Origin of the sequence: Companilactobacillus sp. HBUAS59699, from assembly GCF_036913575.1 — a bacterium.
GTDB lineage: Bacteria > Bacillota > Bacilli > Lactobacillales > Lactobacillaceae > Companilactobacillus.
Genome location: NZ_JAYKTV010000002.1, coordinates 287,191 through 301,954 on the forward strand (window position 1 = coordinate 287,191; position 14,764 = coordinate 301,954).

The window sequence follows — 14,764 nt, forward strand, 5'->3', positions numbered from 1 at the left end:
TCGATTGTGAGTTTCTATTCCAGACTACTTAATTTCGATCGAGCCATTTATGGTATTGACTTTGAGCAAGTTCTCCTCGTCAGCGTTGTGTTGATAACTCTTGCCTTGACCCTCGTCATAGTAACTTACATTGCCATTTACAGTCGTTAGATCTAAGCCATCGACATTAGTAGATCTAGCTGAAAAACTACCATTCTTCATCTCAAATGAATTGTGACCTCTCAAAGTTGACTCATTAACTTCAGCGTGACCATTTCTTGTTGCAAAAGTTAAATTTTCCAGAATTCCTTTGTAGGCATTGAAGTTGATATTTGTAGTTTTAATACTGGAGTTCTTAAAGTTGCTTTCGACCAATTGAATATCAGAATTCGTGGCACTCTTCAATTCAAAGTTCTCAACATCTGTCTGTTCAAACTCTATATCACTCGCATCTAATTCAATATTCTTAGCATTTTTAATATCAGAATCAATAAAGTTAAGCATTCCATTCGATCCATTGGCAATTACCAAATTACCGACCTTGATGCCATTAACATCCATGCTCAGTTGATTCATGTTTAGATTCAACTCTTTCAGAGTCACTCCGTGAGGAATAGTGATGGTAATATTGGGATTCTTGTAGCCTGAAACAATATCACTGTAACTATGTTGCTTATTGCCGGTGATATGAAGTGTGCCATCAGAAACATAGAAGTCACTGCTGCGTAACTTATCACCAACGATGTGAACCTTATAGCGATCGCCACGTTCAATATTTACTGAATTGGCATCACTATCGACTTTGATCCTATCAAACTTCTTGACATCTTCGGTTCTATCTATCTGTTTAGAAATATGGAATCCATGATTCCAGACGATCGTCTTCTCGGCATTCATCACCAAACCACCACCTAGAAGCAGGCCGCCAATGATAATTAAATATAATCCCGTTACGAAATATTTACGCATTATTTTTGACCTCCTCTACTTGGTGTTTTTCTTCCATACAAGAGTTTTTTGCCGACCCAGCGGAAGAAGATAACTACTAGTTGGAACAGCCATTTGAAAATAGCTATCGTGATTGGGATCAAGAAGAAGTCGACACCTAAAATCAATAGACCTACTCCGACATAGAACAGAGTGGTGGCAACGGACTGTGCAATAACAGCTATTCCCATAAAGATAGCGCCGATTCCTAGGAGAACTGATAGTGCTACTAAAAAGGCAAACAACAAAATACAAATAATTCCGATTCCCACAACCGATACCAAAAGTAATACCAATGCGAGTGCTACGGGTATCGCTACTGGTGTGGCGAATAATCCCAGAATGATCAACCAGATCATACGGACATTCTTCTTGGCCTTTTGTTCAGTTGGAATATTACCATTATCAATATTCTGATAGTCTTCTTCAGACATCTTGATCGAATAGTCTGTTAGCACCTTTCGAGCCAAATGCTTCGGTGTCCCTAGTTCATTGATGATCTTATCTGATGTATCAAGATTAGCATCGATAATAAATTCTCGATAAAATTCTAGAACATCTTTTCGTTCATCGTCATCTAGTTGGCCTAAATAAACTTCAAACTCATCGATGTATGATTCAACAGCTTTAGTTTCCATCTTTTCCCTCCAATATAGCATCTGTCGCCTGTTTCAATTCCCGCCAATTTTCACGTATCCGTACTAATTCATTGGTTCCTTGTGCTGTGATTTTGTAGTAACGTCTGTTCCTACCTTCGTAAGCCTGATCATATGTTTCTAACCAGCCTTCCTTCTTTAACCGTCTCAGGATCGGGTACATGGTCGATTCAGAAATTGGAAATACCTTCTGAACTTCTCTAGTGATTGCGTAACCGTAGTAATCCTCTCGAGTTAATAATGATAGGACAGATCCTTCAAGAATCTCAGTTGACACTTGAATTGCCATATTATCTTCCTCATTTCTTAATACTATACGAGCCATCAATACTATACAACGTATAATATCATTGCACACATAATATAACGCATTCTATAATCCATGTCAATCAGATTTTCACAAATTAATTCTTGACAATCGATAATTTTGGCTATATTATGGTCTCAACATTCAAACACATACAAAAAACGACGACAGAAGAGTAATTCGCTAAGTTGGTTCAGAGAGTTGACGGTGGTGCAAGTCAATCCACTTTGTGAATGAAACACATCTGTAAGTTGAATAACTGAAATCAAAGTAAGTTATTTCGGTAGTTCCGTTACCACTGAAGTTATGTAATAACTTTTTGAGTCTAATATCGTGAGGTATTAGAAATCAGAGGTGGTACCGCGACAAGTCGCCCTCTTAGTCTTTTGACTAAGAGGGCTTTTTTGTACCACTATTACATAACTTCCTGAGGTTAGTGTCGCAAGATACTAACGAATCAGAGGTGGAACCACGACAAGTCGTCCTCTTAGCAATTTTTTGCTAAGGGGATTTTTTTGTAGGTGCAAGAACAAACATGTTTCAAACAAGTATTGGAGTATAGGGGAGGAAATAATTATGAACTACATTTTTGAAATCTTACCATCGCTATTGAGCGGTACCGTTATGACATTGAAAGTTTTCTTTTGGACGTTGATCTGTTCACTTCCATTAGGAATCTTAGTTTCTCTAGGTAGAAACTCTAAATTCAAACCACTGAGTTGGTTGATCTCATTTTACATTTGGGTAATGCGTGGAACTCCACTTCTTTTGCAATTGATCTTCGTCTTCTACGGTTTACCAAACATGCCTTTCGCACATATCGTTTTCGAAAGATACGATGCAGCGCTATTTGCCTTTATTCTGAACTACACAGCTTACTTCGCTGAGATCTTCCGTGGTGGCTTTGGTGCTATCAGTGATGGACAGTTCGAAGGTGCCAAGGTATTGGGATTAAGTTACTTCCAAACCATCAGAAAAATCGTCGTACCACAAGTTGTCAAAATCGTTTTACCTTCAATTGGTAACGAAGTTATCAACTTAGTTAAAGATTCATCATTAGTATACGTAATCGGATTAGGCGACCTGCTTCGGGCCGGAAATATCGCCAGTTCACGTGATGTCACATTAGTACCACTAGTCCTAGTTGGTGTTATCTACCTACTATTAACATTGATATGTACATGGGTTCTCAGACTACTCGAAAAACGTTTCAGTTATTATAGAGATTAATGGAGGGAAAAAATTATGCTTAAACTCAAAAATATTACTAAAAGTTTCGATGGAAAAACTATTCTAAATGACCTCAATCTTGAGGTTCAAGACAATTCAATTCTAAGTATCGTTGGACCTTCCGGTGCTGGTAAGACAACTTTGCTACGTTGTATCGCTGGTCTTGAAACAGTTGATTCGGGTTCTTTCCTATTAAATGATCAACCATTTGATCCAGCTGACGATTCTGCCAAAGAACGTGTTGTCGGCGTTGTCTTCCAAGACTTCAATCTCTTCCCTCATCTATCAGTCCTTGAAAACATCACGTTAGCTCCAATGATGGTTCTCAAACAAGACAAAAAAACAGCCATTCAAAATGCTGAAAAGATTCTCAAACAACTTGAATTGACTGATCTAGCTAAACAATATCCATTTGAATTATCAGGTGGTCAAAAACAACGTGTTGCTATCGCCCGCGCTTTGGCAATGCAACCAAAGATTCTCTGTTACGATGAACCAACCTCAGCCCTTGACCCTAGTCTTCGTGATGCTGTGGCAGAAGTTATTCTTAACTTGAAACAAACTGGTATCACTCAAATCGTCATTACCCACGATCCAGCATTCGCTAAAAAAATTGCTGATCAATTACTAGAAGTTAAACCAATCGCAAATAATTAAACAGAGGGGGATTAATATTATGAATAAAAAAATCATCAAAATCGTTACCCTCTTAGCCTGTTTCATTATGGTACTTAGTTTGAGCGGTTGTGGGGATAAGAAGTCCGTTGCTCAAGAAGCTAATACCGCTGACACTTGGGCAGCTATCAAAAAACGTAAACGTGTCATTATCGGACTTGACGATACTTTCGTACCAATGGGATTCCGAGAAAAGAACGGTAAACTAGTCGGTTACGATATCGATCTAGCCAAAGCTGTTTTCAAGCGATACGGCATAGAGGCCGACTTCCAACCGATCGATTGGAATATGAAGGAAACTGAATTACGTAACCGTACCATTGATCTGATTTGGAATGGTTATACGATCACACCTGAGCGACTCAAACAAATTGCCTTCTCGCGTCCTTACATGGCTAACAGACAAGTCTTAGTAACTAAGAAGAGTGAAGGAATCAATAGTTTCGCTGGCATGAAAGGCAAAACTCTAGGAGTTCAAACTAGTTCTTCCGGTGCCAGTCTGTTGGACGAACATCCCGCAATGTTGAAAAATTACATCAAGGATAAGACACCAGTCATGTACGATTCCTTCAACAATGCCTTCATGGATCTGAATGCCGGTCGAATTCAAGGAATGTTGATTGATAGTGTCTACTCTGGTTATTACATTCAACACGAAAAAGATCCAGATTCATATCAAACTACTGTTGGTGGATTCGATGGTGAAGATTTCGCCGTTGGTATGCGTAAAGGTGATAAGACTTTGAAGAAGAAGATTGATTCATCCTTACAACAATTGGCTAACGATGGTGAATTACAAAAGATCAATCAGAAATGGTTCGGTACTAATGATAATTCATTGATCAAGCCTGAAAAGAAATAGCTTATTTGAAGGTTTGGATGTCCGCTGAGGATGGCCAACTAGAGTTGTATTACTATTAAGTGTTAACAGCCTATCACGTATTGTCATGGTAGGCTGTTTTTATTTGATTTATATTTATAAAAGTTGCTTCAAAATTGGCAATCAGTCAACATTATTTTTTATGCTCTTTTAAATGAAAATATATCATTTTTTTAATATTTTTCGTGGTAGACTTGAGGCAAATAAGGGGTGATTTTATGAGATTTGAACAAATAAAGAATCGTAAGAATTTTTTCTTCAAAAATAAATCTAGTACTAAAAATAGATTGATTAAATCAATTTTATTTTTAACAGCTTTATTAATCTTTATCGGATTTTCTCAAACTGCAGTTAAGGCTGACACCCAACCTGGTTCAACGGCTGATAGTGACGTTACCGTTCACATCACTCAATACGAGGGTGACACAGAACTTCCAGCCATAAAGGATATACAAATACCGTATGACAATATCACGTCCAATACGATCGATGCTAATTTAAAAACGGAACTGGCAGATTATCAATATAAGCTTATTCGTCCCAGTACTGATGGTATGTTGATACCAATGCCTCAATCAATCTATACAACTTATAGTTATGACGGTGAAACATATTTTCCAACAGCACTTATGCTTGGCGTAGAGCTTGCGGGATCACGTACTGATACTAATGAAACAAATTCAATAAGTTTTATAACTGATGAATTAAATACTCTCAAAAATCTTAATCATATAAACCCAGGATCTTCAGTATACTTCAAAGTTTACTATTATGATCCAATTAAAATACAAATAGATCAGACTGATACTGAAGGCAAACAGTTGAAGGATCCCATAACCTTAGAATTAGATCCGGGTGGTTCCTGTACAGAAGAAACCGATAATAATGTTTACCAAGGAAATACAGTGAATAATATTGATGCTATCGTTAAAGATAATCTATCTGGTAACATTCCTTCCAATATGTCTTTAAAAGATATTTCTTATCAAGATGATGATCAAACTACAACTGTTACTAGTGACATTCTAAATAATGATGCAGAACTTCTAAAAAATTATTATTCAGATACAGATTCTGTATCCATTACAGATGCTAATGCAGTTATCAATTTACTAGCTAAAAGTTTTGCACTGACAGGAACATACAATCACCAAGTGTATAATAACGATGATGAAAGTTATATTTCAGGTAGTGGTAACTCAAGTAAAACTATAACAATTCATCTGGTCTATGAACCAAAAAAAGAGACTAACCATAATAATTCCGGATCGAGTAGTGGTAGTTCTGGTATAACTCGTAATATTGAAGGTATCGAATTACACTTAGGAACTTACAAAGATGCAGCAGCTGTTAAAATCTACGATGACTATGGTTCACCTATTGCAGATCGCAAGCTAGCACCAGGAACTAACTGGTACGCAGATGAACAAATGACGATCAACGGTATCAAGTATTATCGTGTTGCTACTAATCAATGGATAAAAGCTAGCGATATTTACATTTACTACAATCGTAAAAATAATGTCCACGTTAACAGCGACCATATCGCATTGTTATTAAAATCGAGTGGCAAAAAAGTAACTAACCGTGCTTTACAAAAGAATAGTGATTGGTACAGTGATCGCTATATGTACATCAACAACACCAAGTACTATCGCGTTGCTACTAATGAATTCGTTAGTGCCAATGATGTTACAGAATACTAAAATAATCGCAGCCGTTTGGTTGCGATTATTTTTTTAGATATTGATTTCTGACTTCGAGTACAACACTGCTTTGCCAGCTAAGAATGTCTTCTCACCTTCGTAGCGACCGTATAAGATTCCGGTTCTCTGCGAAGCTTGAAAAGCTGTGATATTTTTCTTGCCTAATTTCTTAGCCCAATAAGGAATGATGTGACAATGACCACTGCCACAGACCTGATCTTCTAAAACACCGTGCTTGGGTGTGAATGTTCTTGAGACACAGTCATACTGTTCACCTTTAGTAGTTACATTGAGTAGCACACCGTCCAATGCCACAATTTTATCAAAATCTGGCTTCAGATTAGCAATGATTTCTGGACTGTCGACAACACATAGTAAGTCTCTACCTAAGTAAGCTTCCTGAATCTTTGCGCCAATGCTCTCTTCCATCGCTCGCGTGACTTCAACTGGTTTGAATTCAAATGAAGGAAACTCCATCTCATAACCATCTGAAGTTTTCCGTACAATTAATTTTCCACCTAAGGTTTGAAACGTTAGAAGATCAACGTTTGCTTCATAATAGTTCATCAAGATAAATGCCGTCGCTAAAGTTGCGTGGCCACAGAGTTCAATTTCACATTTATGAGTGAACCATCTTAATTTGTATGAATTACCTTCTTTAACCGTAAAGGCAGTTTCTGCCACGCCATTTTCAATTGCTATCTTTTGTAATACTTCATCTGTTGGCCAATGATCCATGACCACTACTGCTGCCGGATTGCCTTTGAAAATCTCATCTGTGAATGCATCTACTATGTAACTTTTCATTTTTTACTTCCTATTATTGATATGTTTACCAGTATAGCAAAAAAGAACAACTCATCGTTGTCCTTTCGTTATCAAATATATTTACCTGTAACAGATTTCTTAATCTCAGTAATTCCAGCAACTGGACCTTCATACATGATCTCACCACCACGAGATCCTCCGTCTGGACCAATATCAATGATCCAGTCAGCACTGCGCATGACATCGACATTATGCTCAATGACTACCACGGTATTACCCTTATTGACCATATCATTAATAATTCGAATCAAATTCTCTGTATCTGAAATATGCAAGCCGGTCGTTGGTTCGTCTAAGATAAAAATATTACCTTTTTTATTCAACTCTTTAGCAATCTTCAAACGTTGACTTTCGCCACCTGACAAGGTATTCAGCGCCTGCCCCATCGATAAATAATCTAATCCGACATTATGAATGTTCTTTAACTTAGAACTGATCTTCTTATCATCAAAGAATGAGAATGCTTCTTCAATCGTCATATCCATTACTTCGACTATGTTCTTATCTTTAAACTTGTATTGTAAAACTGCTGGATCGAATCTACCGCCATGACACTTTGGACACTCGATCTCCGAATTATCCATGAATGACATATTTAATTCGACCACGCCTTTACCTTTACACTCTGGACAAGCACCTTTGGAATTATAACTGAACAAACCACTCTCGACGTTGTTTGCTTGAGCAAATAATTTTCTGATTTCATTCATGATCCCTGTATAAGTAGCTGAATTAGAACGGCTATTAGCGTGCAACGGACTTTGATCGATCACGACAGCATCAGGATTCTCTTGTGCAAAGACTTGTTCTACCAGTGTACTCTTACCTGATCCAGCTACTCCGGTAATGACCGAGAACAATCCTTTAGGAATGCTGAGTTGAATATCTTTCAAATTATGAAGTGATGATTTAGAACTGCTGACAAAATCCTTGGCAGTTCTAGGTTGCTGGTTCAACGGCAGATCATGATTCAAATACTTACCCGTCAAAGTATCTGATTCTAACAATTCAGCATATGTTCCAGTAAAATTGATTTGGCCACCATGAATACCGGCACGAGGTCCAACATCCACTATGTAATCAGCGATCTTGATAACATCCGGATCGTGCTCTACGACCAGAACGGTATTACCATTATCACGCAATTTCAGTAATAAATTATTCAGGCGATGAACATCCCTCGGGTGCAATCCTGTACTAGGTTCATCCAGAATATAAATAAGATCCGTTAGACTATTGGATAAGTATTTAACCGTCTTAACACGTTGGCTCTCACCACCAGATAAGGTAGATGTCTCACGTGTCAAATTTAAATAGTCCAAACCAATATCGATCAGATCCTGAATTCTAGCTTTCAAGTCGATAATGATTGATTCCATTCGTTCATCCGTGAACTCGTCTAGTGTATTGACCAATTGATCTAATTGCATATCAGTCAGATCAAAAATATTGTATCCGTTGATCTTAGAATCCAAAGCTTGTTGATTGAATCTAGTTCCATGACACATAGTACAAGTAGACATTTCCGCAAATTTTTCAATCTTCTTACGTGCACCATCAGACATGGTCTTGTTATCTTGGATGTTCGTCCGATAGAATCGTTTAACGATACCCTCATAGTTAGTCTTCAACTCGTTACCTTTGTATTGAACCTTGATCTCTGCTTCACCATTGAGTAAATTATCCATCTCGTCATCAGTGAAATCCTTAACTGGTTTATTATTATCAAACAATCCAGAATTCAATAGGGTCTGTAAATAAAAGGAATTGCTACTATAACCTGGTAATAAAACTGCTCCGTCATTCAAAGACTTATCATAATCCAGTGCTTCATCAAGTTTGATGACATAGCTACGGCCGATCCCTTCACATTGTGGACACATACCTTCTGGATCATTGAACGAGAATGCATTACTAGCATTGCCATACTTAGGTGTTCCAAATCTGGAAAACAAAATTCTAAATAGCGGACTGATATCACTAATGGTACCTAGCGTAGAACGAGCATTACCACCAAGTGGCTTCTGATCGATAATAATTGCGGTCGATAGATTGTGAATCTCATCAGCATCAGGACGTTTGTACTTAGGAAGATACAATCTTGTGAAACTGTTATAAGTACTATTCAATTGACGACCAGCTTATTGAGCAATCGTATCGAAAACGATCGACGATTTACCAGATCCAGATACACCCGTAAAGACTGTTAACTTATTCTTAGGAATCTTCAAACTAATGTTCTTAAGATTGTTCTCACGGTCATTAACTATTTCGATGAACTGTTTTTTAGACATTTGGAACCCCCAATATATTTTATTTTTCCCAAAAAGGAAATTTATTATATCATAATATTTGATAAAAAATGCAAAATAAATAGGAATGTGTTTCCGCACATTCCCTGTAATCAGAACTAAAAAAATAATTTCCTAATCTTACCCAACTATAGCACGTCATATACCTAAAAGATCAATAGCAAAAATGCTATCAATATCCCCACGATTGCAAGATAACTTACGTTGCGTTTATCATCACGTAAGTTCTTTTGTTTCTTCATGGTATCGTCCTCCGTGCTTACTACTGTTATATCATCTTTCGAACTTAATTGGAAGATAATTTTCATCCGAAAATAATAATCTATATAACGGTATTATGGAATTAACAAGTCGTTATAACGTATAATATATTATATAGATTATTAAGGAGAAACCAACATTTTAATGGATAAAAAAAATCGTGTATATTTAGCAGGTCCTTTCTTTAGTAAAGAACAAATCAGCAGACTGGATGAAATCGAAAAATTGCTTCAAAGCAATCCAACTATTGGTGATATTTTCCGACCAGGAAATGATGAATATCAAGACGCCAAAATGGGAACATTCGAATGGCAGACCGCTGTCTTCAAACATGATATCAACAACATCAATGTTTCTGACCTTGTAATTGCCATGCTGGATTATAAGAATGAAAAGGGTGAATTCGAACCCGACTCTGGAACTGTTTGGGAATGCGGCTACGCCTTTGCAAATAACATCCCCGTTATCGGCATTCGCTTCGAACCTGACCAACCGCTGAACCTCATGTTAGCCGGTAGCTTCACTGCTTTCTTCAAAGGTGAAGATCACATCAAACTCATTAAAGATTATAACTTCAATACCCTTATGACACATTATGAAGACGTTGAAGTTCTGTAGAAGATCGAACCATTGATTTGGTTCAATCTTCTTTTTGTTTTACACTGTTATAGTAACTATTTTATAGGGGGAACATATTTTGAATTCTTCAACACCCAAAATATCCAAGAACTATTTTTTATTCAGTATGATGTTGATTGCCGCTAACTTGCGTCTTCCCATTACGATCATGCCGCCATTATTAAATAGCATCGAAAAAAATCTTAATATTCCTGGTTCCATGGCAGGTTTAATAACTTCAATTCCACTGATTGCTTTTGCTATTTTTTCACCGATAATCGTCAAAGTATCTAAGAATCGTGGAAATGAAGTAACTATCTTCATATTCTTTCTTTTACTGATCTTCGGAAGTTATCTCCGAATCATTCCCGCCGTCTGGGCACTATTCCTAGGAACTGCTCTCGTAGGTGTCGGTATCGACAGTGGTAATGTGTTATTGCCAGCCGTCATCAAGGACCGCATGCCGAATGACATTCCCAAGGGTACTGCTTTATATACCATGTCCATGTTGCTGATTGCGGCAATTGGTACAGCTCTATCAGGTTTTTTGATCACCAAAATGAGTCTCAACTCTACACTTTCTATTCTCTCATTAGTCGGCGTTATTGCCCTAGTCTTCTGGATCCCTAATATCCTCAGCAATCGTAAAGATAAAGACGCCAAAGAAAAGGAAGTGCCTAAATATCGCAGCGTCTGGGGACAATCGATCGGATGGCTGATCACCTTGTACTTCGGCCTTCAATCAACCGTTTATTATTCAATCTTAACTTGGCTACCAAAGGTACTCAGCGGACATGGTGTTTCCACTGTCTTCTCTAGTAACTTGCTGACGATTCTTCAGCTAGCCGGATTGCCATTGTCCTTCATAGTTCCAATGCTAGCTCCGAAAAAAATCGGTATGGGAACTCTCACTACATTCGTCTTTCTAGGCTATGTCGTGGCACCATTAGCATTCTTAGTCAATACGACTTCGGCTGCTTATCTGGTCATCTTGACGATCTTTGTCGGAATAGCTCAAGGTATTGCCTTTAATACAGCCATTTTCTTCTTCACCAACAAGACAACTAATCCCTATCAAACAGCTGAAGTATCAGGTATGGCACAGTCAGCTGGATACTTGCTCGCAGCTTTTGGACCAGTCGCCTTTGGACTTTTACAACAGAGTTCGATCATCCTGATCGTTCTAGCGGTTTTAGCAACAGCTTTGACACTGACAGGAATAATAATTAATAAATCAAAATTAATTAGAGAATAAATATTCAAGCCTCAAAATACTATTAAATCAATATTTTGATAGGCTTTTAAAAAAATAATGTACTTGTTTATATCTTTCTCACGTGCTATTATACGGTCAAGCAAAATAAGGAACGACAGAGAGCGTTCATTTTGGAGGAAAATATACTATGAAAATAGTCGAAAACAATAATTCAAACCATCTAGATAGCTATCGAGCTAAAGTGGTTGCTTCCACAGCAGCAGGATTCGGTTTAGAGAATATGGACGTTATGTTTTTATCATTCGCCCTCTCTTCAATCATTGCCAAATTCGGATTAAGTGGAACGCAAGCTGGACTAATCTCCACGATCACTAATATCGGTATGTTAATAGGTGGTATTTTTTTTGGAATTTTAGCTGACAGAGTCGGCCGTATCAAGACATTTACTTACACGATCTTCATCTTCGCTATCGCTACTGGGGCAATGTTCTTCGCCCACAGCTTGACTGCAGTTTACATCTGCCGCTTCTTCGCCGGAATCGGTGGTGGCGGTGAGTACGGAATCGGTATGACGGTTCTTGCCGAAAGTTTCTCAAAGAAAAAACTAGGACGTGTATCAAGTTGGGTCGGCATGGCTGGACAAGGCGGTGCTATCATGGCCGCTCTACTAGCCGCCTTCATCATTCCAACTCTAGGTTGGCACGCACTATTCTTATTCGGAATCTTGCCTGTTATCATTACCTTCTTCATCAGACATCACTTAAAAGAAAGTGATACCTTCATCAAATCCTCCAAAGTAAAACATGGCAGTATCAAAGAATTATTCGCAACACCAAAAATTGCTCACCAAACAATTGCCTTAATGATCATGGCAATCGTACAAATTGCTGGATACTTCGGACTAATGAACTGGTTACCAACAATTATGCAAAAACAATTAAACCTAACCGTTGCTAGTTCAACTTGGATGATCGCTACTATCCTCGGAATGTGTGCCGGAATGTTAACCTTCGGCTGGATCCTAGATACACTTGGACCACGCATGGCCTTTGGAATCTTCTTAGTATGTTCAGCTATCGGGGTTTACGTATTGACTTTACCAACTAACATGATTTCACTGATCATCGTCGGAGCAATCGTCGGCTACTTCTCTAACGGAATGTTCGCCGGATATGGTGCGGTAGTAAGTAGATTGTATCCAACTGAGATTCGTGCTACGGCCAACAACGTTATTATGAATACTGGACGCTGTATCGGTGGATTCTCAAGTTTAGCCATCGGTTGGATCTTGGATAACTACAACGTAATGACAGTTATGATGTTTATTTCATCGCTATACATTGTCAGCTTGATAGTAATGTTGACGGTAAGCAATCTAAAAGAAGCTAATTATAAAAAAGCTTAGATCTTGGATGGTATTGGGATAGTGATCGAATGCCGCTGGTGATGGTCAACAATTCCATCTGCCGAAGGACCGGCTTAAGTCTTCGTCTTAAGCCTCGCTCGGAAGCCTGTAGTCTTCCGAGTCGTCCAGTGTACTAAGCGATAAATCGCTAAGTACACTTTTACGGCGGATTCCATTATTGATCATCACCAGCTAGTATTGTTTTACTTATCTAATAGTTAGTAGTTACTTAAATATTATTAGCATATGTGCAAACTAAAATAGTATTTAATATATTCTCTTTGTGATTGTCGAATGTAACTTCATTTGGTAAATGCAAAGAGATTTTTTTGTTTAGTCTTAATTTATCAAAAAAGACCGTATCTCAAACTAATTTTGAGATACAGCCTTTTAACAAATTTGCAAAGTTTGCAAAGCAAACAAGCAAGATCAATTGTTGAACGAACACCACAAATGTGCAACAAAAAAATTAATTCAAAGCAGAGTCGGAGGTAAAAAAAGCAAAAATCCAGCTGTGCAAGTGCTGTCGAACGAGAGGTCTTCTCGTTCATACAGCACAGGACGTATTTCGAAATTCGCGAACCTTGCGAAGTTCGAAATCGAGCCTGGAGATCTTAGCTCCAGGCGGTCCCACAGCAGGATTTTTCTTTTTTTACCGCAGACGGCAATAGAACGCCCCCCAAACCCCTAAATCAAAGAAGCAATCTTCTTCAAAACTTCCTTAGCTTCAGGAATCGGATAAGCTGGAAAAACATGGTCCATATTAGGATATGTATACATCGTCAAATCAACATTATCTTCGAATGCTATCTCGTTTATCTTCTTAGCATCAGCATAAAAAATATCATGCGTTCCAATAAACAAATGAATCGGTGGCAGCTTAGTCAAATCACCATAGATAGGACTTACCAGTGGATCCTTAACACTCATCCCGTCCGCATAAACCTTACCTTCAAATTGCAGATCCTTGATATGCAGCATTGGATCAACTGCTTGTAATTGCTCCATCTCTGGATTGCTAGTAGAAACATCCAACCAAGGTGAGATCAATATTGCTTTTTCTGGCAACGGATATTTCCGATTGCGCATCAGTTGCAATAGTGACAATACCATCCCGCCACCGGCTGAATCACCTAACATAACAATGTCCTTAGGATCAACTAGTTCTTCATTGATCAAATATAAATATCGAGATAAGACCATTGCCGTAGCCTCATGGGCATTATGAATCGGAGCTTTAGGATAAATTGGCATCACCACTCTGGCATCTGCCATTTTTGAAACTTTGTTCATCATTGCGTACTGGAAGTTAACTGGTTGGAACCAATAACTGCCACCATGCACATAAAAGATAACCTTACTTGACTGTTCCTTAGGAACATACTCTAAAGTATCATCGAAGCCCTTCAAATACTTGAACCTGTATCGTACTTTAGCCTCTTCTGGTAATTTAAACGGCTTATAATACTTACCAATGTATTGTTCCATCTCTTCTTGTGAACGAATAGTTGGAAACAAATTCACTGCGTCTAATGACTCTTCAATCAACAAACTTCTTAAACTACGTTTTTCTTTGATTGCTTGAAATTCCTTCAGTGCTAAGAATCCAGCACCAGCAGTTCCAAGAATCTTTCCCGTTTTTTTGATATTGATCATCTCCCCGTACAGCTTTTCAACTACATTATACATATTAGTTACTAAGAA

The 14,764-nt window shown here is 38.0% G+C and carries 14 protein-coding genes and 1 other annotated feature; of the genes, 7 read left to right on the forward strand and 7 right to left on the reverse strand.

The features are described from left to right. Nucleotides 1-24 precede the first annotated feature (24 nt). From U8519_RS05065 to U8519_RS05075, 3 genes are read right to left on the reverse strand one after another with little or no spacing between them, the layout of a single operon-like run. Nucleotides 25-948, reverse strand: coding sequence for a hypothetical protein (locus tag U8519_RS05065; RefSeq protein ID WP_334329222.1), 924 nt, complete (start codon nt 946-948; stop codon nt 25-27). Further along, nucleotides 948-1,604, reverse strand: a complete 657-nt coding sequence (locus tag U8519_RS05070; RefSeq protein WP_334329223.1) for a DUF1700 domain-containing protein — start codon at nt 1,602-1,604, stop codon at nt 948-950. Before U8519_RS05070 ends, U8519_RS05065 begins: the two co-directional genes overlap by 1 nt. Continuing rightward, nucleotides 1,594-1,911, reverse strand: a complete 318-nt coding sequence (locus tag U8519_RS05075) for a PadR family transcriptional regulator (protein ID WP_334329224.1) — start codon at nt 1,909-1,911, stop codon at nt 1,594-1,596. The genes U8519_RS05070 and U8519_RS05075 overlap by 11 nt, the downstream gene beginning before the upstream one ends. A gap of 173 nt (nt 1,912-2,084) precedes the next feature. Further along, nucleotides 2,085-2,310 (forward strand) — a binding site (T-box leader). A 195-nt stretch (nt 2,311-2,505) separates the two neighbouring features. On the opposite strand from U8519_RS05075, the gene U8519_RS05080 reads away from it, so the two are divergent. From U8519_RS05080 to U8519_RS05095, 4 genes are all read left to right on the forward strand, one after another. Then, nucleotides 2,506-3,159, forward strand: coding sequence for an amino acid ABC transporter permease (locus U8519_RS05080; RefSeq protein ID WP_334329225.1), 654 nt, complete (start codon nt 2,506-2,508; stop codon nt 3,157-3,159). A 15-nt stretch (nt 3,160-3,174) separates the two neighbouring features. Continuing rightward, entirely contained in the window at nt 3,175-3,816 is a 642-nt protein-coding gene (locus U8519_RS05085) for an amino acid ABC transporter ATP-binding protein (protein WP_334329226.1), read from the forward strand. A gap of 19 nt (nt 3,817-3,835) precedes the next feature. Next, complete coding sequence (locus U8519_RS05090; RefSeq protein ID WP_334329227.1) at nt 3,836-4,696, forward strand: amino acid ABC transporter substrate-binding protein; 861 nt, start codon at nt 3,836-3,838, stop codon at nt 4,694-4,696. 236 nt (nt 4,697-4,932) lie between these two features. Then, nucleotides 4,933-6,420, forward strand: coding sequence for an SLAP domain-containing protein (locus U8519_RS05095; protein WP_334329228.1), 1,488 nt, complete (start codon nt 4,933-4,935; stop codon nt 6,418-6,420). 33 nt (nt 6,421-6,453) lie between these two features. On the opposite strand, the gene U8519_RS05100 is transcribed toward U8519_RS05095, so the two are convergent. The 3 genes from U8519_RS05100 to U8519_RS05110 all read right to left on the reverse strand — a co-directional run bounded on the left by U8519_RS05100 (nt 6,454) and on the right by U8519_RS05110 (nt 9,542). Then, nucleotides 6,454-7,227 carry a PhzF family phenazine biosynthesis protein gene (locus U8519_RS05100; protein WP_334329229.1) on the reverse strand — a complete coding sequence of 258 codons (774 nt, stop codon included), beginning with the start codon at nt 7,225-7,227 and terminating at the stop codon, nt 6,454-6,456. Nucleotides 7,228-7,298: 71 nt separating this feature from the next. Further along, nucleotides 7,299-9,131, reverse strand: a complete 1,833-nt coding sequence (locus tag U8519_RS05105) for an ATP-binding cassette domain-containing protein (protein ID WP_334329507.1) — start codon at nt 9,129-9,131, stop codon at nt 7,299-7,301. A gap of 258 nt (nt 9,132-9,389) precedes the next feature. After that, nucleotides 9,390-9,542 carry a hypothetical protein gene (locus tag U8519_RS05110; protein WP_334329230.1) on the reverse strand — a complete coding sequence of 51 codons (153 nt, stop codon included), beginning with the start codon at nt 9,540-9,542 and terminating at the stop codon, nt 9,390-9,392. A 423-nt stretch (nt 9,543-9,965) separates the two neighbouring features. Between U8519_RS05110 and U8519_RS05115 the strand changes: the two genes are divergently transcribed. From U8519_RS05115 to U8519_RS05125, 3 genes are all read left to right on the forward strand, one after another. Further along, a complete protein-coding gene (locus U8519_RS05115; protein ID WP_334329231.1) occupies nt 9,966-10,439 on the forward strand; it encodes a nucleoside 2-deoxyribosyltransferase in 474 nt (157 codons plus the stop codon). A 79-nt stretch (nt 10,440-10,518) separates the two neighbouring features. Continuing rightward, nucleotides 10,519-11,694, forward strand: a complete 1,176-nt coding sequence (locus tag U8519_RS05120) for an MFS transporter (RefSeq protein ID WP_334329232.1) — start codon at nt 10,519-10,521, stop codon at nt 11,692-11,694. Nucleotides 11,695-11,842: 148 nt separating this feature from the next. Then, nucleotides 11,843-13,060: an MFS transporter gene (locus U8519_RS05125; RefSeq protein ID WP_334329233.1), complete on the forward strand. Its 1,218-nt coding sequence runs from the start codon at nt 11,843-11,845 to the stop codon at nt 13,058-13,060. Between the two features lie 687 nt (nt 13,061-13,747). On the opposite strand, the gene U8519_RS05130 is transcribed toward U8519_RS05125, so the two are convergent. Beyond that, nucleotides 13,748-14,716, reverse strand: coding sequence for an alpha/beta hydrolase (locus U8519_RS05130; protein ID WP_334329234.1), 969 nt, complete (start codon nt 14,714-14,716; stop codon nt 13,748-13,750). Nucleotides 14,717-14,764: the final 48 nt, after the last annotated feature.

Coding starts and splice junctions, on each gene's coding strand:
- U8519_RS05065 (WP_334329222.1), bottom strand. CDS start 948: ATGCGTAAATATTTCGTAACGGGATTATATTTAATTATCATTGGCGGC.
- U8519_RS05070 (WP_334329223.1), bottom strand. CDS start 1,604: ATGGAAACTAAAGCTGTTGAATCATACATCGATGAGTTTGAAGTTTAT.
- U8519_RS05075 (WP_334329224.1), bottom strand. CDS start 1,911: ATGGCAATTCAAGTGTCAACTGAGATTCTTGAAGGATCTGTCCTATCA.
- U8519_RS05080 (WP_334329225.1), top strand. CDS start 2,506: ATGAACTACATTTTTGAAATCTTACCATCGCTATTGAGCGGTACCGTT.
- U8519_RS05085 (WP_334329226.1), top strand. CDS start 3,175: ATGCTTAAACTCAAAAATATTACTAAAAGTTTCGATGGAAAAACTATT.
- U8519_RS05090 (WP_334329227.1), top strand. CDS start 3,836: ATGAATAAAAAAATCATCAAAATCGTTACCCTCTTAGCCTGTTTCATT.
- U8519_RS05095 (WP_334329228.1), top strand. CDS start 4,933: ATGAGATTTGAACAAATAAAGAATCGTAAGAATTTTTTCTTCAAAAAT.
- U8519_RS05100 (WP_334329229.1), bottom strand. CDS start 7,227: ATGAAAAGTTACATAGTAGATGCATTCACAGATGAGATTTTCAAAGGC.
- U8519_RS05105 (WP_334329507.1), bottom strand. CDS start 9,131: ATGTGTCCACAATGTGAAGGGATCGGCCGTAGCTATGTCATCAAACTT.
- U8519_RS05110 (WP_334329230.1), bottom strand. CDS start 9,542: ATGTCTAAAAAACAGTTCATCGAAATAGTTAATGACCGTGAGAACAAT.
- U8519_RS05115 (WP_334329231.1), top strand. CDS start 9,966: ATGGATAAAAAAAATCGTGTATATTTAGCAGGTCCTTTCTTTAGTAAA.
- U8519_RS05125 (WP_334329233.1), top strand. CDS start 11,843: ATGAAAATAGTCGAAAACAATAATTCAAACCATCTAGATAGCTATCGA.
- U8519_RS05130 (WP_334329234.1), bottom strand. CDS start 14,716: ATGATCAATATCAAAAAAACGGGAAAGATTCTTGGAACTGCTGGTGCT.